Origin of the sequence: Chelatococcus caeni, assembly GCF_014196925.1 — a bacterium.
Classification (GTDB): domain Bacteria; phylum Pseudomonadota; class Alphaproteobacteria; order Rhizobiales; family Beijerinckiaceae; genus Chelatococcus_A; species Chelatococcus_A caeni.
In genome coordinates, this window is sequence record NZ_JACIEN010000004.1 from 79,840 (window position 1) to 103,413 (window position 23,574).

The following is a 23,574-nucleotide window of genomic DNA, read 5'->3' on the forward strand; positions in this document are numbered from 1 at the left end:
CCGGGAGGATCCTCCCGGCGCCTTTTCCATGCGCTCAGGCAAGGCCGCCCATGTGGAAGGCCTTGACCTCCAGATATTCCTCGATGCCGAGCTGCGAGCCCTCGCGGCCGAGGCCGGACTGCTTGACGCCGCCGAAGGGCGCGACCTCCATCGAGATGGCGCCGGTGTTGAGCCCCACCATGCCGAACTCCAACGCCTCGCCGACGCGCCAGGAGCGCCGCAGGTCCTGCGTGAAGAAATAGGCCGCGAGCCCGAAGGGCGTGCCGTTGGCGATCCCGATCGCCTCCTCCTCGTGGCGGAAGCGGAAGAGCGGCGCCACCGGCCCGAAGGTCTCCTCGCTCGCGAGCAGCATCTCGGTGCTGGCCCCGCCGAGCACGGTCGGCGTCGCGTATTGCGGCCCGTCCGGCACCTCGGCGGCGCTCGCGAGCCGCCGGGCGCCCTTGGAGAGCGCGTCCGCGACGTGGCGCTCGATCTTCTCGAGCGCGGCCGCATTGATCATCGGGCCGATGGCGACGCCCTCCTGCGTGCCGGGGCCGACCTTCATCGCCGCGACCTTGGCGGACAGCTTCTCGGCGAAGCGGTCGTAGATGCCGTCCTGCACGAGGATGCGGTTGGCGCAGACGCAGGTCTGGCCGCCGTTGCGGAACTTCGAGGCGAGGACGCCCTCGATGGCGAGGTCGAGGTCGGCGTCGTCGAAGACGATGAAGGGCGCATTGCCGCCGAGCTCGAGGCTGAGCCGCTTGATGCTGTCGGCCGCCTGGCGCATGAGCAGGGCGCCCACGCGCGTCGAGCCGGTGAAGGAGAGCTTGCGCACTGCGGTGTTGCCGGTCAGCTCCGCCCCGATCGGCGTCGGCATGCCGGTGACGATGTTGATCACGCCGGCCGGAATGCCCGCGCGCTCGGCGAGCACCCCGAGCGCCAGCGCCGAGAAGGGGGTCAGCTCCGAGGGCTTGATGACCACCGTGCAGCCGGCGGCGAGCGCCGGGGCGACCTTGCGGGTGATCATCGCATTGGGGAAGTTCCAGGGTGTGACGATGCCGCAGACGCCCACCGGCTGCTTGAGCACCAGGATGCGCCGGTCCGCCGTCGGGGCGGGGATCGTCGTGCCGTAGATGCGGCGCGCCTCCTCGGCGAACCACTTGACGAAGGAGGCGCCGTAGCGGATCTCGCCGCGCGCCTCGGCGAGAGGCTTGCCCTGCTCGCACGTCAGGATCAGCGCGAGGTCCTCCAGATGCTCCAGCATCAGCGCGTGCCAGGCTTCCAGCAGGGCCGCGCGCTCGGCGGGCGTCCTGGCGCGCCAGGGCTCGAATGCGGCGGCCGCCGCGTCGATCGCGGCGCGGGTCTCCTCGGCGCCGGCATCGGGCACCGTGCCGAGCACGGATTGCGTGGCCGGGTCGATCACGTCGAGCGTCCGGCCGGAGGCGGCTCCGCTCCAGCGGCCCCCGACGAGGCAGGCCTCCCGGACGAGGCCGGGATCGCGAAGGCCTTCGATGGTCATGTCGTTCGTCTCCTGTCAGGCGAGTGCCGCGAGCACGGCGGCGGTGATCTCGGTGGTGCGGTGCTTGCCGGGCTCTGTGCCGATGCCGCGTGCGGTCGCGGCCTCGATGGCGGCCATGACGGCTGCCGCTGCGGCCGGCTCGCCGAGATGCTCCAGCATCATCGCCCCGGACCAGATCGCCGCGATCGGGTTAGCGATGCCGAGATGGGCAATGTCCGGCGCCGAGCCGTGCACCGGCTCGAACATCGACGGGGCGGTGCGGTCCGGATTGATGTTGGCGGAGGCGGCGAAGCCGAGCCCGCCCTGGATGGCGGCGCCGAGATCGGTCAGGATGTCGCCGAACAGGTTGGAGGCCACGACGACGTCGAGGCTCTCCGGCGCCATCACCATCCGCGCCGCCATCGCGTCGATGTGGTAGTTCGTGACCGTGACGTCCGGATAGTCGGCTGCGAGCCGCGCCGTGACCTCGTCCCAGAACACCATGGAATGTTTCTGGGCATTCGATTTGGTCACGGAGGCGAGCCTGCCGCGCCGCCGGCGCGCCTCTTCGAAGCCGAAGCGCAGGATGCGCTCCACCCCCTTGCGCGTGAAGATCGACGTCTCCACCGCGACCTCGTCGTCCGTGCCGTTGTGGACGCGGCCGCCGGCGCCGGAATACTCGCCCTCGGTATTCTCGCGGATGCAGAGGATGTCGAAGGCGCCTGCGCGCAGCGGCCCCTCGACGCCCGGCAGCAGGCGGTGCGGCCGGATATTGGCATATTGCACGAAGGCCTTGCGGATCGGCAGCAGCAGCCCGTGCAGCGAGACCGCATCGGGCACGCGCGCCGGCCATCCGACCGCGCCGAGCAGGATGGCGTCGAAGCCGCGCAGGGTCTCGATGCCGTCCGCCGGCATCATCGTGCCCGTCCGCTCGTAGAAGTCGCAGGACCAGGGAAAGGTCGTGCCTTCGAGGGAAAAGCCGGCGCCGCGCGCGGCCCTGCCGAGCACCTCCCAGGCGGCCTCGGTGACGGGGCCGCCGATGCCGTCACCCGGAATGAGGGCGATCTTGTAGGATTTCACCGGTCTTCCTCCTCAGATGGCGATCAGGACGCTCTTCGATTTGCGGTTCGCGAGATAGGCCTCCCGACCGAGGTCCTTGCCGAGCCCCGATTGCTTGTAGCCGCCGGTCGGCAGGATGTGGTCGCGCGAGCGGCCATAGCGGTTGACCCAGACCGTGCCGGCCTGGAGCCGGCCGCTCAGGCGCAGCGCCCGCGACAGATCCCGCGTGTAGAGGCCGGCGCAGAGACCGTAGGTCGGATGTTCGGCGAGCGCGAGCGCCTCCTCTTCCTCGCGGAAGGTCTGGACGGTGAGCACCGGCCCGAAGATTTCCTCCGCGACGGCGGGAGAGGTGGCGTCGACGCCGTCGATGAGGGTCGGGGCGTAGAAAAAGCCCGGCCGGTCGAGCCGCTTCCCGCCGAGGCGGCACTGCGCGCCCTGTGCGAGCGTGGCGCCGACGATGCTCTCCATGCGGCCGAGCTGGCGCGCGGAGATGATCGGCGCATAGCCGGTGGCCTCGTCCCAGGTCGGGCCCGGCCGGATCGCGGCCATGTGCGTCGCGATCAGGCCGATGAGCTCGTCCGCCACGCTGGCCTCGACGACGAGCCGGGAGCCGGCGACGCAGGCCTGGCCGGCATTGGCGAGGATGCTGCGGGCGATGGCGCCGGCGGCGAGCGCGAGGTCCGCGTCGGCGAAGACGAGCTGCGGGCTCTTGCCGCCGAGCTCCAGCGTCATCGGCTTGATGCCGGTGCGCGCGACGTTCTCCATGATCGCCGCCCCGGCGCCCGTCGAGCCGGTGAAGCTGACCTTGGCGATGTCGGGATGGCCGGTGATCGCCGCGCCGGTGGTGCGCCCGTCGCCGAGCACGACGTTGATCAGCCCCGCCGGCAATCCCGCCCGCACAGACAGCTCCGCCATGAAAAGCGTGGCGAAGGGCGTCATCTCCGACGGCTTGAGCACCACGGCATTGCCGGCGGCGAGAGCCGGGCCGAGCTTCCAGGCGGCCATGGAGATCGGAAAGTTCCACGGCGTGATGGCGCCGATGACGCCATAGGGCTCCGTCGCGATCATGCCGACGCTGTCGGCGGCGGTGGGGGCGAGGTCGCCCCCTTCCTTGTCGGCGAATTCCGCGAAGAAGCGGATCTGCTCGACCGTAATCGGAATGTCGAACCTGATCAGCTCCGCGACCGGCCGGGTCGACGCCACCGCCTCCAGCCGCGCCAGCGTCACCGCCTCGGCCGCGATGAGATCGGCCCAGCGGTGGAGGGCATCGACGCGCTCGCGCGGCCGTGCCCGGCTCCAGCCGCTGGTCGCGAGGGCCCTTCTGGCGGCGCCGACGGCGCGGTCGACGACATCGGCATCGGCGACCGGGCAGCCGGCGAAGGCGGCGCCGTCTGAGGGGCGGTGAAGCGTGATGCCATCGGCCGCGGCCACACGCTCGCCGCCGATGAAATGGGCCTGCGGCATGACGACCGCGGCAGGATCGAAACTCAGCGACAAGGGCTCATCTCCGGATGCGGGCGCAAGCCTCGCATGCCGCGGTCCGCAGGTGAGATCGGAAGGGCGGGCCGGCTCGACGGGAAATCCCGTTCGCCGCGCCCGCGACGGGGGAACCTGCCGCCAGGCGTTCAGCCGACGACGACGTAGATCTTGCGCACGGTCTCGATGGTCTTCCACACGCCGACATAGCCGGGCTTCATGACGAAGCTGTCGCCGGCACGGAAGATGCGCGGCGCCTGGGCTTCCTCCGTGAGCTCGACGACGCCCGACAGGATGTAGCAGAACTCGAAGGTCTCGCCCTTGATGGAGCGGGTCTCGCCGGGCGTCGCCTCCCAGATGCCGGTCCTGACGGTGTCGTCGCGGGAGGCGTCCTGTGCCCAGGTCTTGAAGGCCGGATCGCCGGCGACGAGCCGGTCGGGCGCCGGCCTGCTGTGCCTGGGCTCGCCCGTCGGGGCAAGATCGAGCTGAACGAGAAGGGACATGGGTCAACCTTTCCTGGTGGGGTGTCAGTAGCCGCGGCCGCGGTCGACGAGGCCGACGGGCGGCAGGCCGGCCCGGTGGCGGCGGATGTTCTCGATGACGGCCTTGGCCGCCGGCTCGGCCTCGACCTTGCTCGCGATGTGCGGCGTCAGGATCACCCCGGGGTGGTTCCAGAGCCGGTGATCCGCCGGCAGCGGCTCCGGGTCGGTGACGTCGAGGACGGCGCCCGACAGGTGGCCGCTGTCGAGCGCCTCGATGAGGGCCGCCTGGTCGAGATGCTGGCCGCGCCCGACATGGACGAGCCCGGCACCGGCGGGGAGCCGCGAAAAGAGATCGGCGTCGAGGATGCCGACGGTTTCCGGGGTGAGGGGCAGCAGGCAGATCAGGATGTCGGTTTCGGCGAGGAGGGCGGCCAGGTCCTCCTTGCCGTGGAACGAGCGGATGCCGTCGAGCGACCGCGGCGAGCGGCTCCAGCCCGCGATCGGGAAGCCGAAGGGCTTCAGTCGCTCGATGACGGCCGAGCCCATCATGCCGAGGCCGAGCACGCCGACGCGTCGTTGCGTTGCCGGGAGGAGGTCGTGCGCCTGCCAGCGCGCCTCCTTCTGCTGGGCGATATAGAGCGGCAACTGCCGGTGCAGGGCGAGCACGCCGAGCGTGACATATTCCTGCATCATGCGCGTGATGCCCTCCTCGACCATGCGCACCACGAGGACGTGCGGGGGCAGGGCATCCGTGTTCATCTGGTCGATGCCGGCGCCGATCGAGAACAGGATCTCGAGGCTGGAGAAGCGGCCGAGATCGTCCGGCGCCGTCCAGGTGATCAGGTAGCGCACGTCGGCGGGATCGAAGGCGTCGCCGCTCTGTACGAAGCGGATGTCGGGGAGCTCCTCAGCAAAACGCGCCGCGAACACCCTGGCGCGCTCCTCGGTGGAGTTGAAGAGGAAGGTCAAGAGGCGTTCTCCGGCAACATCGGGCTATCGGGGTCGCGAACAAGATAGGCCGGGCGCAGCGGCCGTCCCTTCGTTTGTGCGCGCGCCGACGGTCGAACCTGCCGAAATGCCGCGGAAGAACAGTGCTTCCTGTCGACGGAATGGTTTAGAAACAGCTCTGGGCTGGTGGCCCGATCGTGCCGCCCGCGAGGCGGTGACTCGCCGGAGCTTTCGGTTTTGGAGACGGACGTTCAACTGCAGCTGGATGCCTTCGAGATCACCCTGCGCGACATCGCGGTGGTGGGCATCGACCAGCTGCACGCCCTGTCCGTTGCCGTCGGCTGGCCCCATCGTGAGAGCGACTGGCGCATGCTGCTCGACCTCGGACGGGGCATCGCGGCCGTCGACGAGATCGGCCGCGTGGTCGGCTCTGTCATGTGGTTCCGCTATGCGCCGGACTTCGTCAAGGTCGGCATGCTGATCACCTCGCCACGCCTGCAGGAGCAGGGTGCCGGACGCTGGCTGATGCAGCGCGTGCACGATCTGAACAAGGGGTCGGTGTTCGGCCTCACGGCGACGCGTGCGGCGAGGCGGCTCTATCGCTCGCTGGGTTATGGCCATGAGCAGAAGGTCCTGCAGTGCCAGGGCCGGGCCGTCGTGCCCGCGGATGTGCGGGCCGTCGTCGCGGGCAGCCTCAGGCCCGTCCGCCCGGAGGATCACGACGCCCTGCTCGGCCTCGACCGGGCGGCGGTGGGCTGCGACCGGTCCGCCATGTTCCGCCGGCTGCTGCCGCTATCGAAGGGCCATGTGCTCGTCCGCAACGGCGAGACGGTCGCCTTCGCGCTCTGCCGCCAGTTCGGGCGCGGCCATGTCATCGGTCCGGTGATCGCTGCCTCAGAAGAGGACGCGATCGCCGTCGCGATGCCGCATGTCGAGGCCCATGTCGGAAATTTCCTGCGCGCCGACACGCCGGCCGCCAACGCGGCCTTTACCGGCTTTCTCGCCGCCGCCGGCATGCAGGTCTATGACACGGTGACGTCGATGGGGCTTGGCCGCGCGCCCTTCAGGCCGGCGAGCGCCGACGGCCCGCGCCGCATGGCGCTCGCGAGCCATACGCTCGGCTGAGGCGCCGATCGCCGCGACCGGCCTCCAGGACGCGAGGCAGGCCTGCATCGCATCTCTTCGAGGTCAGGACGGGGCCTGGCGCAGGCGCGGGTCGAGATCGTCACGCAGCGCGTCGCCGAAGAGGTTCAGCCCGAAGGCCACGATGAGGATCGCAAGGCCGGAGAACACCGCCGCCCAGGGCGACAGGAAGAGGAAGGCGCGGCCCTCCGACAGCATCATGCCGAGCGAGGGAACGGGCGGCTGCGTGCCGAGGCCGAGGAATGACAGCGAGGCTTCGACCAGAATGGCCGAGGACAGCAGCAGGCTGAACTGCACCACGACCACGCTGGCGAGGTTGGGCAGCATGTGCAGGAAGATGATGCGCGCATCGGAGGCGCCGATCGAGCGCGCGGCCGTCACATAGTCGCTTTCGACGATGACCAGCGCCGGACCGCGCAGCAGCCGCGCGAAGATCGGCGAATAGACGATGGCGATGGCGATTGCGGTCGAGAGAGCCCCCGGGCCGAGCGTCGCGATCACGCCGATGGCGAGCAGCATGACCGGGAAGGCGAAGAAGACGTCCATGACGCGCATGATGATGCGGTCCACGATGCCGCGGTAATAGGCCGCCGCGAGGCCGAGCGTGCCGCCGACGAGCAACGCGAGGACGACCGCGGAGGCGGAAATGCCGAGCGAGGCGCGCAGGCCGTAGATGATGCGCGCGAGGACGTCGCGCCCGAACTGGTCCGTGCCCAGCCAATGGGCCGCGCTCGGGCCCTTCATGCGCTGCAGGATGTCCTGGTACAGCGGATCGTAGGGCGCCAGCAGCGGTGCGCAAAGGGCGACGACGGCCTGCAGCGCGACGAGCGCGGCAGCGATGTTGAAGAGGACGGACTTGCCGAGGAAATAGCGCATCAGGGCGCCGGGGCCGGTCGCCGGACGCGGGCTGTTGTCGGCATGCTCTGCCATGCTACTTCGCCGCCCGCGGGTCGATCACCGCATAGAGCAGGTCGACGATGAGGTTGACGAGGACAAAGCTCAGCGTGACCAGGAGGATGGTCGCCTGCAGCAGCGGATAGTTGCGCTCGGCGATGGCGCCGAGGATGAGCCGGCCGAGGCCGGGAATGGCGAAGACCTGCTCGATGACGATGGCGCCGCCGAGGAGGTAGCCGGCCATGATGCCGACGCTGGTGACGAAGGGGATCAGCGCATTGCGCAGGGCATGGCGATAGAGCAGGCCGCGTCGCGAGACGCCCTTGGCGCGCGCCGTGCGGATATAGTCCTGCTGCATCGCCTCGAGCAGCGTCGAGCGCAGGAGGCGGGCAAGATTGGCGAGGATCGGCAGGCTGACCGCGATCGCCGGCAGGAGGAGCCGGGCGATGTTGCCGAGCGGATCCTTGCTGAACGGCACGTAGCCGAGCAGCTGAAGGTGCGGCGCCACCATGGACAGGCACAGGATCATCAGGATGCCGAGCCAGAACGGCGGCACGGTCAGCCCGATCACGGACGCGGCCTGGACGAACGCCTCGGCGCGGCGGCCGCGCAACTGCGCCATCAGGATGCCGAGCGGGATGGCGAGCACGACCGCCAGCGCGAGGGCGAGCACCGTCAGCTGCAGGGTCGGCCAGACATGGCCGGCGATTTCCTCGATGACCGGCCGGCCGGTCCAGATCGAGACGCCGAAATCACCCGTGAAGACGTCCCGCAGCCACACGAAATATTGCTGGTAGAACGGCAGATGCAGACCGAGGCGCTCGCGGACGGCCTCGATCCGCTCCGGCGTCACCTCGGCATTGGCGCCGAGCATGATGGCGACGGCATCGCCCGGGATGAGGCGTATGAAGGCGAAGGTGAGGATCGAGACGCCGAACAGCACGACGGCGAGATCGACCAGACGCCTGCGCAACATCTTGATCATGGAACGCTTCCGCAATGCTCCCACGCCGCCGTCGGCCCCCGGACGAACGGCGGCGCGCGGCCTTACTTCAAGGTGACGTTCTTCAGGGAGCCCAGCGAGCGGTTCGGCAGGATGTCGAAGCCTTCGACGCTCGAGCGCATGCCCGTGTAGAGCTGCGCATAGGTGAGGAAGGCCGCCGGGCCGGAGCAGGCGAGAACGGACTGGACCTCGTTGTAGATCGCGCGCCGTGCAGCCGGATCGACCTCGGCGCGGCCGCGGTCGAGTTGCGCGTCGAGCTCCGGGTTGCTGTATTTGAAGACATTGGTCGAGCCGCCGGTGCGGAACGACCGGTAGAAGTAATCGTCAGGCTCGGTCGTTCCGGCATTGGCGGAAATGAAGAGATCGAAGTTCGAGTTGCGCCAGTCCTGCACGAACTGGCCGATCTCGGGGATGGTGAGCGTCACGTCGATGCCGACGGCGGCGAGCTGCTGCTGGATGATCTGCGCCATGGCGCGCGTGTCGTCGCGCGGCAGCACGAGCAGCTTGAGCGACACCGGCCCGGCGACGCCCGCCTCCTGCAGCAGGGCCTTGGCCTTGGCGGGATCGTGCTTGAAGCAGGCGAAGCGGTCGACCGACGCCGCCCATTGCTTGAGCGCCGGCGACAGCGGGCCGCCGGGCACGCCCGCGCCGAGCAGGGCCCCGTTGACGATGTCGTCGCGGTTGATGGCGTAATTGATAGCCTCGCGCACCTTCGCCTTGCCGAGCAGGGGATGGGTGACGTTCATGCCGACGAGCGTATAGGAGAGCTCCAGCGTGTCGACGAGCTCGACCCCCGGCTGGCCCTTGAGCTGCAGGGCCGTTACGGCGTTGATATTGGGCAGCATCTGGTACTGGTTGCTCGCAAGGCCGACCTGGCGGGTCGCCGCCTCGGGCACGATGTCGAAATTGACACCCTCGAGCTTGGGCAGGCCCGCCTGCCAATAGTCCGGATTGGCGACGAGGCGGATGGCGACGTTCGGTTGCCACTCGGCGAACTTGAAGGCGCCCGTGCCGTCCGGCTTGCGCTGCAGGGTGTCGACGTCGTCGAGGTATTTGGCCGGGACGATGGCGATGCTCGACAGGGAGGAGAGCAGGGGGGCGGTCGGTGCCGACAGCCGGATCACGACGGTCTCAGCGTCCGGCGTGTCGATGCCTTCCACCGTCGCCAGCCGGCTCGCGAGCGGCGAGCCCGTCTCCTTCTTCATGACCCGCTGCAGGCTGGCCGCGACGTCGGCCGAGGTCATCGCCGCGCCGCTGTGGAACTTGACGCCCGAGCGGAGCTTGAAGGCATAGGTCTTGCCGTCTTCGGAGATCGTCCAGGATTCGGCCAGCCCGGGGACGATCGACAGGGATTTGTCGAGCGCGGTCAGGCCCTCGTAGATCGTCCCCTCGATGATCTGGAAGGAGGAGAAGGCCGTCACGATGTGCGGGTCGAGGCCCGACGGGGAGGAATCGACGGCGACGGCGATCGGGGCGGCGGACGCAGCCTGGGGGAGGCCGAAGAGCACGGGCCCCGTGAGGGCGAGGCACAGCGTGGCGATGCAAGACCGGTTCATGCTACTCCTCCTCGGAAGCGGGAGGAGACCGGGAGCTGGAGTGCATTGTTTTTGCCTTGCCCGTGTTCCTCCAGGGCGGTACCGTAGTCCACATGAATACCAATTTCAAGTGCGGTTCAGGCGTGGTCTGCGTAGGTGCCGGCGGCTGGCAAGGGGTGGCGGCTGCCGGCCGCAGCCCGCTGGTGGAGAGGCCGTTGGGCGGATGATGGCAGGCGAGGCTCCGCTGCTCGACATTCAGCATCTGCGCATCGAAACGGCGGTCGGGCCGATCGTCGAGGACGTGTGCCTCACCGTATCGCGCGGCGAGATGGTCGGCCTCGTCGGGGAATCGGGCTGCGGCAAGACCCTGACGGCGCTGTCCATCCTCGGCCTGCTGCCGGAACAGTCCGTGCGCATCGGGGGCGGGCGCATCCTGTTCAAGGGCGACGATCTCGCCGGCTGCGACGAGCGGCGGATGACGGCCCTGCGCGGCAGCCGGATCGCGATGATCTTCCAGGAGCCGATGACCTCGCTCAACCCGGTCATGACCGTCGGCAGCCAGATCGCCGAGGTGCTGGCGATCCACCGGGGACAGCGGGGCCGCGCCGCCGAGGCGCGCGTGGCGGAGCTGCTCGCCATGGTGGGCCTGTCCGCCGGCGCGCAGATGCACCGCTATCCCTTCCAGCTGTCCGGCGGCCAGCGCCAGCGGGTCATGATCGCCATGGCGCTCGCCTGCGGCCCCGATCTCCTCATCGCCGACGAGCCGACGACGGCGCTCGATGTGACGGTGCAGGCCCAGATCCTCGAGCTCATCGCGCGCATGCAGGCGGAGCTGGGCATGGGCTGCATCCTGGTGACGCACGACCTCGGCGTGGTGGCGGAGATGTGCGGCCGCATCGCGGTGATGTATGCCGGCCGCATCGTCGAGACCGGCCCGGCCGAGGCCCTCTTCGGCGCGCCGATGCACCGCTATACGCGGGCCTTGATCGACACGATCCCCGCCTCGAACGAGCCGGGCCGGACGCTGCCGGCGATCCCCGGCATGGTCCCGCCACCGGGCGCGCGGGCGCGCGGCTGCAGCTTCTTCGACCGGTGCAGCGCCGTGACCGCGCGCTGCCGCGACGAGGCGCCGCCGCTCGTGCGGCGCGGCGACCATGTCGCCTCTTGCTGGAATCCGGCGTCATGAACGCCGTCCTGAGCGTCAGACATCTGGTCAAGCATTTCGCCACGGCCGACGGGCGGACGGTGCGGGCCGTGGACGATGTCAGCTTCGATCTCGGCGCCGGCGAGATCCTGGGCATCGTCGGCGAATCCGGCTGCGGCAAGAGCACGCTCGCCCGCGCGCTCCTCTATCTCAACCCGCCGGATTCCGGCGAGATCCGCCTCGGCGACGTGGACCTCGCGCAATGCAGCCGCGCCGGGCTGAAGCGGGCGCGAGCCGACCTGCAGATGGTCTTCCAGGATCCCTTCGGCTCGCTCAACCCGCGCCATACGGTGGGCACGATCATCGCCGAGCCGCTCATCGTCCACCGCCGGCCGAACGCCCGCGCCCGCGTCAGGGAGCTGCTCGACCTCGTGGGACTGCCGCAGAACGCGGCAGAGCGGCTGCCGCATCAGTTCTCGGGCGGCCAGCGCCAGCGCATCGCCATTGCCCGGGCGCTGGCCCTGTCGCCCCGCATCATCGTCGCCGACGAGGCAGTCTCGGCTCTCGATGTGTCGATCCAGTCCCAGATCATCAACCTCCTGTCGGAGCTGCGCGCCGCCTTCGGGCTGTCGATGATCTTCATCAGCCACGACCTGTCCGTGGTCCGGCACCTGAGCGACCGCGTCGCGGTGATGTATCTCGGCCGTTTCGTCGAGGTCGCGCCCGCCGCCACGCTCTTCGCCGACCCGCGGCATCCCTATACGCAGGCGCTGATATCGGCCATTCCGGCGCCGCCGGCGGCGGCCGGTCGCGGCATCGCAAAGCGCGCGCGCAGGGTCCTGCCGGGGGAGGTGCCCGATCCGTCGCAGCCCCCGTCCGGCTGCCGGTTCCATCCCCGCTGCTTCGCCGCGGCCGACATCTGCCGCGCGAGCTCGCCGCCGCTGTCGCAGGTCGGTCAGAGCGGCGCCGATGCGCGGCTGGCGGCCTGCCACTTCGCCATGGAAGGGGAGGGGGGAAGGCTCACGCCTTCTCGGGCGGCGCCTCTTGCCGCGGCAAGGTGAGCTCGACGACGAAGTCGAAGCGGTCCCCCTTGTAGTAGGACCGGGTGAACTCCACGGCCGTCCCGGCCTTCGTGCGCGAGATGCGCTCGATATGCAGGGCGGGCTCGCCGGCATCCGCCTCCAGCAGCTGCGCCTCGAAGGGCGGCAGCGCGCAGGCGTGCATCCGCTGCAGCGCCTTGTCGGGGTGGGCGTTCGCCCGTGCGAGCGCCTCGTAGAGGGAATCGCCGAGCTGGTCGAGCGAGGGGATGTATTTCGCCGGCACCACGGCGAGCTCGACCGCCAGCGGCAGATCGTCGGCGAGCCGTATGCGGTGCAGGCGCACCACGTCCTCGCCCGGGGACAGCCCGAGCGCCATCGCCTCGCGCGCCGAGGGCCTGGCATATTCCCTGGCGATCCAGCGCACCGACGGCCTGCGCCCGTAGGAGATCATGTCCTCGCTGAAGCTCGTCAGGCGCGCCAGCGGCTGCTCGATGCGCTCGACGGTGCCCGTGACATAGGTGCCCGAGCCGCGGCGCTGCCTGAGCAGCCCTTCGCGCACGAGGAGCTCGATGCCCTTGCGGATGGTCACGCGCGACAGCGACGTCATCTCCGCGATCGAGCGCTCTGAGGGCAGGGCCTCTCCGACCTTCAGCTTGCCGTCCTGGATGAGGCTGCGCAGTCCGTTCGCCAGCTGGATGTAGAGGGGCGTCGGGTCGTCCTCGTGCTGCCTCAGCCAGTCGCGGAAGTAGAGGACACCGGCGTTGACGTTCTGCTTCATGACTGCCCTGTTCGCTTTGTGCCGATGGCCCGTCGAAGCCCCGCGTTCCGAGAGGCGGCGCTCCGCCTGCGCCGTCAGGCGGGCCTGTCCACCGGCGCGCGGCCGGCGAGGATCACCGCGCCGTCCATGGCATCGCCGGCCTGGGCGCCGAGCCGCCGCCGCAGGTCGGGCGGCAGCCAGCCTTCCATCACGCTGCCGAGGCCGCCGACGAGGGCGAGCCGGGGCGCCCCCTTGTCGAGCAGTGCACGGCAGATCCCCTCGATCTTGCCTGCGGCTTCCTGCATCAGCCGCCGCGCGGCCGGATCGCCCTGATCGGCGTGGCGGACCACCATCGGCGCGAAGGTCGCATAATCCGTAGCCGTGGCCCGGTCCATCCAGGCCACCGCGTTCTGCGGCTGGTGATCGAAGCGCTTCAGCACCTCCTCGAGCAGCGCCGTCGCATCGAGCCGCCCGTCATAGGCGAGCATCGCCATGCGGACCGCCCGCAGCCCGAGATAGGCGCCGCTGCCCTCGTCGGAGATGGGAAAGCCGTAGCCGCCGACCTTGATATCGGTGCCGGCGATGCGCGCGATGCCGCAACTGCCGGTGCCGACGATCACGATGCCGCCGTCCGCGCCATTATGCGCCCCGAGGCAGGCGATGATCGCGTCACTGGCGAAGCTGATCGAGGCGAAGGGATGGGGGATGGCCTCGAGCGCCGCCCGTGCGCCCTCGCGGGCAATGCCGGCGACGCCGATGCCGGCACGGACACGGCCGAGATCCGCCTCCGACAGCCCGGCCTCGGCCATGGCGCCGCGCCAGGCGGTCTCGATCGCCTGCCAGCATTTGTCGATCCCGAAGCGGGTGGCGGCGGGACCTGCCACGCCACGGCCGAGCACCCGGCCGTCCGCCGTCTCGATGCGGGCGCGGCAGCCCGTGCCGCCGCCGTCCACGCCGAGATAGAGCGTGCGCCCGTCCGGCTCCTTCGCAGGCGCGCTCATGGCTCCGACACACGCTCGATCTGGGCGCCGCAGCGCTTGAGCTTGCGCTCCATGTCCTCATAGCCGCGGTCGAGGTGGTAGACCCGGCTGATGGTGGTCCGCCCCTTCGCGGCGAGCCCGGCGAGGACGAGGCAGGCCGAGGCGCGCAGGTCCGTGGCCATCACCCTCGCTCCTTCGAGCCGCTTCGCGCCGCGCACGATGGCGGTGGCGCCCCGGTGCCGGATGTCGGCGCCGAAGCGCAGCAGTTCCGGCACGTGCATGAAGCGGTTCTCGAAGACGCCCTCGCGAATGATGGCGGTGCCGTCGGCGACGCACATCAGCGCCATATATTGCGCCTGGAGGTCGGTCGGAAAGCCGGGGAAGGCCTCGGTCGCGAGGTCCACGCTGCGCAGGGGGCCGTCGCGCGAGGCGACGAGGCCGCGGTCGCTCGGAAAGATGGTGACGCCCACCTCGTCGAGCACCTGGCACACGGCGGCCAGATGCTCGAGGCGTCCGCCCGTCACCTCGATGCGCCCCCCGGTGATGGCGGCGGCCATCAGATAGGTGCCGGCCTCGATCCGGTCCGGGATGATCTCGTGGCGCGCGTCACGCCAGCTGTTGCCGCCCTGGACGAGGATGCTGTGCGTGCCGGCGCCCTCGATCTTCGCTCCCATTGCGTTGAGACAGTGGGCGAGATCGACCACCTCCGGATCACGGGCGCAATTGACGATCTGGGTTTCGCCGGCGGCCCCCGTCGCCGCCATCATGGCGGTATGGGTGGCGCCGACGGAGGGCAACGGCAGCACGATGCGCGTGCCAATGAGGCCGCGGCTCGCGTCGACGTGGATGACGCCGCCGGAGATGTCCACCCTGGCGCCCAGCCGTTCGATGGCGGCGAGGTGGAAATCGACGGGGCGGGTGCCGATGGCGCAGCCGCCGGGCAGGGAGATATGGGCTTCGCCGAGCCGGGCCACGAGCGGCCCGAGCACGAGGAAGGACGCCCGCATCTTGCGGACGATATCGTAGGTTGCCTCGGTGTTGGTCAGCGAGCCGGAGGAGATCGCAAGCACCCCGGGCGGGCCCTCGCGGACCTCGGCGCCGAGCCCGCGCAGCAGGGCCGCCATCGTATGGACGTCGGCAACGTCCGGAACATTGCTCAAGGTGAGCGATTGGCCACTGAGGAGGCCGGCCGCGAGCAGCGGGAGGGCGGCATTCTTCGCACCGGCGACCTGGACGGTACCCTCCAAGCGCACGTCACCGATGATCTCGAGTCGGTCCAAGACGCATCCCTTCCCAAGGGGGCAGCCCGGGTGAGCCAGCCAGCGGGCCGGAGAGTGCCAGTTATCAACCAATTGCCGCCCCCGTTCAAGCGCCTTGCCGCGCGGGCAAGCCTTTGCGGGGAGGGTGGCATGGGCGTAGGTTCTTTTGGCGCAATCCCCCGGCATTCGGCGGCGTCTCTGGGAAATGCCATTGCACCGGTCTTGGTCGTGGCCTATTTTGGTATTATATTGGTTCATGGAGCGGAGGCATGACGAAGGCGGACCTGATCGGCCATACCGAGCACAGGAGCCCCAAGTACCGGAACCTCGAGAAGCTTCCGGACGAGGAGATGCTGCGCGCGCTGGTCGAGGGGCAGGAGAGGGCGATCGGCGCGGTCTCGGCCGCGATGCCGGCGCTCCAGCAGGTCATTGCGCTGGCACTGCCGCGCCTGCGCGATCCGCTCGGCCGGTTGATCTATGTCGGGGCCGGAACCTCGGGCCGTGTCGCGATGCTCGACGGCGTCGAGCTGCACCCGACATTCGGGTGGCCGAGGGAGCGCGCGGTATTCCTGCTGGCGGGCGGCGCGATCAGCCTTTCGGAAGCGACCGAGGGAGCCGAGGACGACGAGGCGGCGGCGCGCGTAGCGATCGCCGAGGCCGCGTGCGGGCCGCGCGACGTCGTGCTGGCTTTGGCCGCGAGCGGCACGACGCCCTTCACCCTCGCCGCGGTCGACGCTGCGCGTGACTGCGGCGCACTCACGATCGGCTTTGCCAACAACCCGGGCAGCCCGCTGCTGGCCGCCGCCGATTACGGCGTGCTGCTCGATACCGGCACCGAGGTTCTCGCCGGCTCGACGCGCCTTGCGGCGGGCACGAGCCAGAAGATCGCCCTCAACGTCCTGTCGACCGCGCTGATGATCCGGCTCGGTAAGGTCTACCAGGGCCAGATGGTCGACATGAAGGCGACCAACGCCAAGCTCCATCGCCGCGCCGTGACCATCGTGACGAATGTCACCGGCTGCAGTCCCGCCGAGGCCCGGGCGGCTCTCGAAAAGACGAAATTCCAGGTCAAGCTCGCCATCCTCGTGGTGCAGGGCCTGTCGCCGGCCGAGGCCGAGGAGGCCTTGCGCGCATCCGGCGACGACCTGCATGCGGCGATGGCGGCCTTCGAGGGAAGGTCGCGGCAGCCCGCCGATACCCCGAAGGACGAGAGCTGACGGCGATCCGGAGGATGTCTTGAATCCCATGACCGAGATGGAGCGGGAGACGCGGGAGGCGCCGCAGGCCGTCGCCCGGCTTCTCGACGCCAGCCTCGACGACCTGGCGGCGCTGGGGCGCCGCCTGTCCGGCATGGCGCCGCCGGTCGTCGCCACCTGCGCGCGCGGCACGTCGGACCATGCGGCAGGCTATCTGAAGTACCTCCTCGAGATTGCGACCGGCACGCCTGTCGCCTCGCTCGGGCCTTCGCTGGCCTCGGTCTACGACGCACCCTTGCGCCTGCGCGGCGCTGTGCTGTTCACCATCTCGCAATCGGGCCAGAGCCCGGACATCGTTGCGCTGCAGGCCGCCGCCCGGGCGGCCGGGGCGCTGACGGTCGCCCTCGTCAATGTCGACGACAGCCCGGTGGCGCAGGCGGCCGATGTCGCCATCCCGCTCCAGGCCGGCGTCGAGCGCAGCGTGGCGGCGACGAAATCCTTCATCGCTGCCGCCGCCGCGGCTGCCACCATTGTCGCGGCCTGGGCCGGCGACGAGCGCCTGCTCGCAGCGATCCGGGGTCTGCCCCAGAGCCTTGCCGAGGCGCTGGCGGCCGACTGGTCCGCGCTCGAGGAGCCATTGTCGACGGCCTCTTCATGCTACATGGTCGGCCGCGGGCCAGCCCTGGCCATCGCGCAGGAGGCGGCGCTGAAGAGCAAGGAAACCGCTGCCATTCATGCCGAGGCCTTCTCGACCGCCGAGATCATGCACGGCCCCTTGCGCCTCGTGCGCGCGGATTTCCCGATCCTCGCCTTCCTGCCGGAAGACAGGGCGGCCGCGGCCGGGCGCGCCGCCTTGCAGCGCCTGCAGGCGGCCGGCGGCCACGTCTTTCCGGCGGCGACAGCCGATGCGCCCGGCAAGCGGCTGCCGGTGGCCGCGACCGGTCACGCCCATCTCGATCCTCTGTCGATGGCGGTGTCCTTCTATGGACTAATGGAGAAGGTCAGCCGTCTGCGCGGCTTCGATCCCGATCGCCCGCCCCATCTCCTCAAGGTTACGGAAACCGTCTGATGTCTCTCACCGCCATGGTCGGCGCCCGCGTCTTCGACGGGGATCGGATCCGGGAGGAGGCGGCGGTCCTCGTCTCCGGCGGCACCGTCCTCGACGTGGTGCGGGCGCAAGACGTGCCCGCGCATGCCGAGCGCCGCGTGCTCGACGGCGGGCTGCTGGCGCCGGGTTTCGTCGACCTTCAGGTCAACGGCGGCGGCGGCGTCATGCTCAACGACGGGCCGAGCGGGCAGGCGATCGAGCAGATCGCAGCTGCGCACCGGCCCTTCGGCACGACGGGGCTGCTGCCGACGCTGATCACGGACACGCCCGCCGCGACGGCGGCGGCCATCGCCGCGGCGGCGGAGGCGGCAGGGCGGGTCCCCGGCGTTCTCGGCCTTCATCTCGAAGGGCCGCATCTGGCGCCCGCCCGCAAGGGCGCGCATCTGGCCGAGCTGATGCGCCCGTTGGCGGAGGCTGACGTTGCCCGCCTGATCGAGGCAAGGGAGCGCATCGGGGTGCTCATGGTGACCGTGGCGGTCGAGCAGGCGCCGCTGCGGCTCATCCGCCGCCTGGCCGATGCCGGCGTCATCGTGAGCCTCGGCCACACCGATGCCGGCTATGACGCGGCGCGGGCCGCCATCGATGCCGGCGCGCGCTCGGTCACCCATCTGTTCAATGCCATGAGCCAGCTCGGCAACCGCGACCCGGGCATGGTCGGCGCCGCCCTGGCGGCCGGCGCCGTGTTCTGCGGGATCATCGCCGACGGCCACCACGTGCATCCGGAGAGCCTGCGCGTGGCGCTGGCGGCCAAGCGCGGGCCGGGACGGCTCTATCTCGTCACCGATGCGATGGCCTCGGTCGGCTGGAGTGGCGGCAGCTTCACACTGGGCGGGCGCACGGTCTATCGCCGCGGCGGCCGGCTCACGCTCGCGGACGGCACCCTGGCCGGAGCCGACATCGACATGGCGAGCGCGGTGCGCTATGCGGCGCGGGACCTCGGCCTCGGCACGGAGGAGGCGCTGCGCATGGCCTGCCTCTATCCGGCCGAGCTCATCGGCGACGCGCGGCGCGGACGGCTGCGCCGCGGTGCCGTCGCCGAGATCGTGCATCTCGACGACGATCTCGGCGTGCGCGGCGTCTTCACCTTCTGAGCTTTTGTTCCTCTTGCGCGCCGGTCATGCCGGGCGCGATGGGGGCCTCAGACGGGAACACCTGCGGCGTGAACCCATTCCTCCGGGATGGTGCCGCCGACATAGAACACTTCCTTTTCGGGCATGCCGGTTCTTGCCGATATGATCAGGTGATCTATGGCTTCCGCCAGTGTCGCCTTCTCCAGCTTTCCCTCCGCGACCAGACGCGGCCCCTCGTTCTTGATGAGGTCTGCAGCGGTGCGGAAATTGGCCCGGTCAAACCGGGTCTCGATCCGGAGAACTCTTCCTCCCGGCCGCGCGTTCGCGAATTCGTTGGCGACCCACCGGTGCATGGACAACGACGCCCCTTCGCCGCCCTCGGCGTCTCCCGTGTGTTTCAGGAGGGCGACGAGATAGTCGTCGAGGTCACCCTTGGCGACGGTCGCCGAGCTGCGAATGGTGCTGCCGGACTGCCCCCTGTAAAGGAATTTGGGATGGTCTCCGCGGCTTCGCTGTCGATGATATTTGAAACGGCCTCCGTCGTCAGGCCGTGCCGCGCGGCGACATCCGCATAAGCGCCGTTCAGGATGTGTGCGGGATCGGGGGCCGCCACCGCGCTCGTCTTGGCGCAGCCATTGCCCCTGCGGCAGCGGAGCAGCGTCTCCGTTTCCGTCAGTTCTCCCGCCTCCTCTGGCACCTGCGCGGCATCGCCTCCGATGATCTCGGGGGCGCCTGCCTCCGCCATGTCCACCTCCGACGCGATGGCGGAAGCGCCCGCGCCCTCCGCCAGGGCTCCTTCGGCCTCCATCGCCTCCGCCGCTTCGATCACCGCGTCTGCCGCCAGGCCCTCCGGCATCAGGACCGGGGCGGCCAGGAGGGTCGCAGCCAGGGCGGCTCCTTCCAGTATTTCCTCCACCACCTCGAGCTTCGCCTTCCACTCGCTGGGCTCGCTCTTCTGCTCCAGCTCCCGGATGTGGCGAACGATAGCCCCCGTGATCTTCTCCTCGACGAGCTGCCTGATCGCCTGTCTCTGCGTGTTGGCTCTCGCCTCCACATCGCGCCGCAGATAGCTTCGGCCCAGGTGAAAATCCCCCGGCTCGACGGCAAGGAGCCGAAGCAGGGCCCTGTTGCTCTGTCTCCATGCGAGCTGCCCGCCCACGATACTCGGCTTCCCGTCCGGCGAGACGAACAGGAACTTGCCGTTCGGCGCATCGACGATATATGCGGGCATGTTCATGTGCCGCGTCAGGTCGACGTTCCGGTGGAGCATGAGCGGTCCGAAATGATACTGCGAAATCTTGTTTATTTGCCATATACTGTTTGGAATGTGGTTCAGATGTGCGTCAGTTATTCCGGCTGCACCTGCGTAGCACTGGGCGAGAACTGACGATACGGTGGGCACTTTTGTCCTGATGTATTCGTCAAACTGCTTGTGAAACAGTTTCTTCGCGGCCTTCTCGAGCAGGAGGGCGCGACCTCCAGCTATTTTGCCGTTGAAAGGGAGCTCGAACTTCACCCTTTGCTCCAACGGCATGGCGGACAATATTTCGTTCCTGATCTCCGCGAAGGACTTGAACTGTACGCCTGCGCGCACCGGCTCGGCGGCGGCTGCGCGCGGGGCCCTAACGGTGCGGGCGGGGCCGGCAAGTTCCGAAAGGCTCTGCGAACGCGTCACGGCACGCCCGCCCGCTGGGCCTGATGACGCTGAGGGGGGCGGGGCCTCTTGCGCCCGCAGGCTGCCGATGGGAGAGGCGCTTGCGGCGGACATGGCAGCCGCATTTCTGCTTGTCGAGGGTCCGGCGGCACCGGGCGCCAGAGCGGTTTCGTTGAATCCACGCGAGGCGCCGGGCGCCTTGCCGGCGGTTGCGCCGTCGCCCGGCCGGGGCGGGCCCGGCTCCCCGGCATGGCCGCCACGCCCGTCCAACCCGCGCGCCCCGCCCGAGATGGCCGCGCTCGTCTCGCCGAGGTGCGCCAGCACGACCATCCCGATCAGCGCGACGCCCGCGCGCTGATCGCCGGTCGACGGCCGCGGCGCCGACTTGCTGCGGCGCTGCGGCCGTGGGTGCTTCTCCATCCATTCATTGTGACGATCGATGGCCGCTCTCATCGTGCTCAGGAGGGGATTGAAGCTCATCTGTTGCGGCATCGGAGGCTCCGTTCGTCAATGATGCGAGGAGGCAGCTGGTCAACTGCGCAAGAGATTTGGTGGGGCGAAGGCGGTGCGATGATCTTGTGCAGATGGCTATCAGATGAACCTAACCATTCGATCCGGAATGCTTCCGAGCATGAAGAAGATTTCCTTTTCCTCCTGTCGCCCGGCATGCTTGATGGCGCCCGCCAGCGTGGCGGCGGTAATCTTCCCGTCCGCGACAAGTCGCGGTCCGTCATGCTTGATGATGTGCTCTATCGTCCGAAACTGGCTCGGCGCCGCGGTGGTATCGATCGCAAGGACACGCCCGTTCTGCCTTCCGCGTGCGAAACGCTTCGCGACGGCTTCGTCCGCGCTCAGCGACAGCACCTCGCCCCGGCTGCCGCCGGTGCGGGAGGAATGCCGGATGATGGCGGCGAGATAGTCGTCCCTGGCGGCGGGGCTGTCGATCGTCCACGGGCTCTTGAGAAAGTCCTGCGCGCCCGTGACCGACTGGCCCCGGTAAAGGGTGCCCGGGATGGGGCGGGCCGCTCCCTTGTCGATGATCGCCTTGATTTCCGCCGGCGAATGCGCCCAGCTGAAATGATGCACCTTGTAGAGGCTCTCGTAGAGCCGATCGAGCAGGCCCGCCGGGTCGCTGGCCTTGGCCACGACGGCGTCCAGCTGACGCATGGCAGCGGCCAGGCTGCGGGAGGCGAGGGCCTTGCCACCGCGCGCCGTTGCCATGACGAGGTCCCGGGCCGAGAACACCGGAACGACGAAATCGGTCAGTTCGCGGCCGGCCATCAGCAGGAACGAACTGGTCTTGAAGCCTTCCATGGCCGAGCGGATGACCGCGGAGGCCCGGGCGACGGCACTGGCGCCCTGCATCGCCCTGGCCGCAGCGATGCCGGACCGGATGGCGCTGACGCTCAAGGCGGAGGCGCCGATCGTTGCGACCGTGACGCCGAGGGTCGCCAGATCCCAGGCAACGTCTCCGAGATTGAGCCGATATCCGGGGTCGTTGCGGACTTTATGAGTGGCCTCGTAGAATGGAACGATCGCTCTCAGCGCGGATTCCAGGGCCGAAGGACTGTAGCTCTGCTGTTTCCAGGCGTCGAAGGACGCGAGGGCGGCCTTTCTGACCTGTCCCTCCATGATCTGCTTCAGCGAGGCGGTGCCCCGGGAAGCGTCGACCCGCTCGCTTTTCACGATGAAGTCCGACATGTGGCAGGGCACGCCATCGGTCGGAAGGCATCTCCCCGACCTCTCGCTGGTGTGCCTGTCCCGTCCGAAGCCGATGCCGAAGGCCCGCAGGACGGCGGATTTCAGGAGCTGCCCGTTGGCGCCCACGACCGGCCCCTCGAGACGTTTGAAGGACCCGTCGGGGCCTATGAGGCCAAACTCGCCCCGCGGCATGCGCACGACGATGGCGGCGCTGGCGCCCTTGGGGAGGAGGGAGGTCGTATGCGAGGCGTGCACGCGGGGCACGATATTTGGCACCTGCAGGAGGTGATGTCTTCGGATGACCCGGTCGGCGCGCGAGATGATCCACGCCTTTTCGGGTCTGTACTCGAGCGTCAGCCTGCCAAGCCCCGCATCGGTGGCAAGAGACAGGGCTTTCGCCGCGGTGAAACGCGCGAGGTTCTCTTTGATGTATGCATGGAATTGGGAATAGTAGGCTCGGACGACTTCCGGCTCCTCCTTGTATCGTTCGACGAGTTTCGGTCGTGAAATGTCGACCTCGATGAACGGTAACTTCGGGTCGAGTGCCGACCGAGGGCTGTCGGCATTTCTGACGAGCGGGGCGAGGGACTTCGCGACGAGCCCGAGAAGCTCTTGCCTGTATCGCGCCGTGAGCTCGGCCTCGTTGGCGGCGACATAGTCTTCGGCCAGCTGTTCCCGTGTCTTGAAAACGGGTGGGGGAGAGGCTTCGAGGGTGAACGACCACGCTTCCTGGAACGCGGCGATACGCGTCTCCGCCGGCACGTGGATGAGCCTGCCGCCATTTTGCTCGCTCCAGATGGCGCATTCTTCCGCGAGGAGGGCGAGCGACAGGTTCCGGGCAGCCTGATCGTCGGGATGCTCGGCTGCCTTGCGATGCGCGATATTGGCGAGCTCGAGAAAGGCTTCGTCCTCGTGGTCCGCGGCTTGTTTCCCCAACAGACGCTTCGCCGCCAGGATGCGTGCCGCGAGGACGCCGCCGTGCCGGACCGGCAGGTCGCCATGGAGCCCGTTGTCCGCGCGCTTCATTCCGTTTGCATGGCCTGTCTCGGCAAGCGCAATCGTCCCGGTGTCGTGCCCCTTCTTGACGACACCCGTCCGATGGTGATGAGCGCCCGGCGGGGTCTGTCGCAGCACACGCTGGGAAGGCCGATCGGCGTGCGAGATGTCGACCGGCCTGTCAGACGATGCGCGGTCTGCGCCCGGAGGAGCCTTGGCGAAGCCGGGCTGCACAGAATGGCCGGATGCAGCACTGCTCGACGCCACGGCGTCGGCGGCCGGCGGCCGTCCGTTTCCCGTTCCTGTTGCTTGAGGTCGCTGCGGCGCGTGCGGCCGGCGGAGGGAGGCAGCGATGGCTGCATCAGCTTCATGCGCATGCGCGAGCAGGGCCATCAGGGCCAGAAAGGCCCCCGTGCGCGGCGCGCCAGGGGTGGGCAAATGCGCCGCCTTGCTGCGGCGCTGCAGCCGCGGGTGCTTCTCCATCCACTCGTTGTGACGATCGGTGGCCGCTCTCGTTGCGGTCAGGATCGGGTTGAACGTGGTTGGTCCCGGCACGAGTGTTCCTGTTGTTCGTGATGATGGGGAACAGGCTGACGGACGATCAGCCTTCCTTGCATGCTGAACCTGCGTGCTTCGGGCTAGCGCTATCGGC

20 protein-coding genes are annotated in these 23,574 nt (G+C 69.2%); 6 read left to right on the plus strand and 14 right to left on the minus strand.

The features are described 5' to 3' along the window. Positions 1–34 precede the first annotated feature (34 nt). The 5 genes from GGR16_RS16555 to GGR16_RS16575 all read right to left on the minus strand — a co-directional run bounded on the left by GGR16_RS16555 (position 35) and on the right by GGR16_RS16575 (position 5,463). Entirely contained in the window at positions 35–1,498 is a 1,464-nt protein-coding gene (locus GGR16_RS16555; protein WP_183317305.1) for an NAD-dependent succinate-semialdehyde dehydrogenase, read from the minus strand. Between the two features lie 15 nt (positions 1,499–1,513). After that, positions 1,514–2,557, minus strand: a complete 1,044-nt coding sequence (locus tag GGR16_RS16560; RefSeq protein WP_183317306.1) for a tartrate dehydrogenase — start codon at positions 2,555–2,557, stop codon at positions 1,514–1,516. A 12-nt stretch (positions 2,558–2,569) separates the two neighbouring features. Beyond that, positions 2,570–4,033, minus strand: a complete 1,464-nt coding sequence (locus tag GGR16_RS16565; protein WP_183317307.1) for an aldehyde dehydrogenase family protein — start codon at positions 4,031–4,033, stop codon at positions 2,570–2,572. A gap of 128 nt (positions 4,034–4,161) precedes the next feature. Further along, the gene (locus GGR16_RS16570; protein WP_183317308.1) at positions 4,162–4,515 is read right to left on the minus strand and encodes a cupin domain-containing protein; all 354 of its coding nucleotides are present in this window, start codon (positions 4,513–4,515) and stop codon (positions 4,162–4,164) included. Between the two features lie 24 nt (positions 4,516–4,539). Further along, positions 4,540–5,463 (minus strand): 2-hydroxyacid dehydrogenase, encoded by a 924-nt coding sequence (locus GGR16_RS16575; RefSeq protein WP_183317309.1) that lies wholly within the window; start codon positions 5,461–5,463, stop codon positions 4,540–4,542. 216 nt (positions 5,464–5,679) lie between these two features. Between GGR16_RS16575 and GGR16_RS16580 the strand changes: the two genes are divergently transcribed. Next, positions 5,680–6,567, plus strand: a complete 888-nt coding sequence (locus GGR16_RS16580; RefSeq protein ID WP_183317310.1) for a GNAT family N-acetyltransferase — start codon at positions 5,680–5,682, stop codon at positions 6,565–6,567. A 63-nt stretch (positions 6,568–6,630) separates the two neighbouring features. Here GGR16_RS16580 and GGR16_RS16585 read toward each other — a convergent pair whose 3' ends face one another. From GGR16_RS16585 to GGR16_RS16595, 3 genes are all read right to left on the minus strand, one after another. After that, positions 6,631–7,515, minus strand: a complete 885-nt coding sequence (locus tag GGR16_RS16585; protein WP_183317311.1) for an ABC transporter permease — start codon at positions 7,513–7,515, stop codon at positions 6,631–6,633. Position 7,516: 1 nt separating this feature from the next. After that, positions 7,517–8,464, minus strand: a complete 948-nt coding sequence (locus GGR16_RS16590; protein WP_183317312.1) for an ABC transporter permease — start codon at positions 8,462–8,464, stop codon at positions 7,517–7,519. A gap of 62 nt (positions 8,465–8,526) precedes the next feature. Further along, positions 8,527–10,038, minus strand: a complete 1,512-nt coding sequence (locus GGR16_RS16595) for an ABC transporter substrate-binding protein (RefSeq protein ID WP_183317313.1) — start codon at positions 10,036–10,038, stop codon at positions 8,527–8,529. A 202-nt stretch (positions 10,039–10,240) separates the two neighbouring features. Between GGR16_RS16595 and GGR16_RS16600 the strand changes: the two genes are divergently transcribed. Both GGR16_RS16600 and GGR16_RS16605 read left to right on the plus strand, forming a co-directional pair. Beyond that, positions 10,241–11,203, plus strand: coding sequence for an ABC transporter ATP-binding protein (locus GGR16_RS16600; RefSeq protein ID WP_183317314.1), 963 nt, complete (start codon positions 10,241–10,243; stop codon positions 11,201–11,203). Further along, on the plus strand, positions 11,200–12,222 hold the full coding sequence (locus GGR16_RS16605) for an ABC transporter ATP-binding protein (protein ID WP_183317315.1): 1,023 nt from the start codon (positions 11,200–11,202) through the stop codon (positions 12,220–12,222). The genes GGR16_RS16600 and GGR16_RS16605 overlap by 4 nt, the downstream gene beginning before the upstream one ends. Here the strand turns inward: GGR16_RS16605 and GGR16_RS16610 are convergent. The 3 genes from GGR16_RS16610 to murA form a co-directional block, all read right to left on the minus strand. Then, positions 12,182–12,979, minus strand: coding sequence for a GntR family transcriptional regulator (locus GGR16_RS16610; RefSeq protein WP_183317316.1), 798 nt, complete (start codon positions 12,977–12,979; stop codon positions 12,182–12,184). The genes GGR16_RS16605 and GGR16_RS16610 overlap by 41 nt on opposite strands. Positions 12,980–13,053: 74 nt before the next feature. Then, positions 13,054–13,959: a glucosamine kinase nucleotide-binding domain-containing protein gene (locus tag GGR16_RS16615; protein ID WP_183317317.1), complete on the minus strand. Its 906-nt coding sequence runs from the start codon at positions 13,957–13,959 to the stop codon at positions 13,054–13,056. Beyond that, positions 13,956–15,218, minus strand: a complete 1,263-nt coding sequence (gene murA / locus GGR16_RS16620) for a UDP-N-acetylglucosamine 1-carboxyvinyltransferase (protein ID WP_183317318.1) — start codon at positions 15,216–15,218, stop codon at positions 13,956–13,958. Before murA ends, GGR16_RS16615 begins: the two co-directional genes overlap by 4 nt. Before the next feature lie 248 nt (positions 15,219–15,466). On the opposite strand from murA, the gene GGR16_RS16625 reads away from it, so the two are divergent. From GGR16_RS16625 to nagA, 3 genes are read left to right on the plus strand one after another with little or no spacing between them, the layout of a single operon-like run. Beyond that, complete coding sequence (locus GGR16_RS16625) at positions 15,467–16,414, plus strand: N-acetylmuramic acid 6-phosphate etherase (RefSeq protein WP_019402327.1); 948 nt, start codon at positions 15,467–15,469, stop codon at positions 16,412–16,414. Positions 16,415–16,442: 28 nt separating this feature from the next. After that, a complete protein-coding gene (locus tag GGR16_RS16630) occupies positions 16,443–17,462 on the plus strand; it encodes an SIS domain-containing protein (protein ID WP_183317525.1) in 1,020 nt (339 codons plus the stop codon). Then, positions 17,462–18,592 carry an N-acetylglucosamine-6-phosphate deacetylase gene (gene nagA, locus GGR16_RS16635; protein ID WP_183317319.1) on the plus strand — a complete coding sequence of 377 codons (1,131 nt, stop codon included), beginning with the start codon at positions 17,462–17,464 and terminating at the stop codon, positions 18,590–18,592. Before GGR16_RS16630 ends, nagA begins: the two co-directional genes overlap by 1 nt. Positions 18,593–18,639: 47 nt before the next feature. Here nagA and GGR16_RS16640 read toward each other — a convergent pair whose 3' ends face one another. The 3 genes from GGR16_RS16640 to GGR16_RS16650 form a co-directional block, all read right to left on the minus strand. After that, the gene (locus GGR16_RS16640; protein ID WP_183317320.1) at positions 18,640–18,924 is read right to left on the minus strand and encodes a hypothetical protein; all 285 of its coding nucleotides are present in this window, start codon (positions 18,922–18,924) and stop codon (positions 18,640–18,642) included. 44 nt (positions 18,925–18,968) lie between these two features. Beyond that, positions 18,969–20,717: a hypothetical protein gene (locus GGR16_RS16645; RefSeq protein ID WP_183317321.1), complete on the minus strand. Its 1,749-nt coding sequence runs from the start codon at positions 20,715–20,717 to the stop codon at positions 18,969–18,971. A gap of 99 nt (positions 20,718–20,816) precedes the next feature. Next, entirely contained in the window at positions 20,817–23,477 is a 2,661-nt protein-coding gene (locus GGR16_RS16650; protein ID WP_183317322.1) for a hypothetical protein, read from the minus strand. Positions 23,478–23,574: the final 97 nt, after the last annotated feature.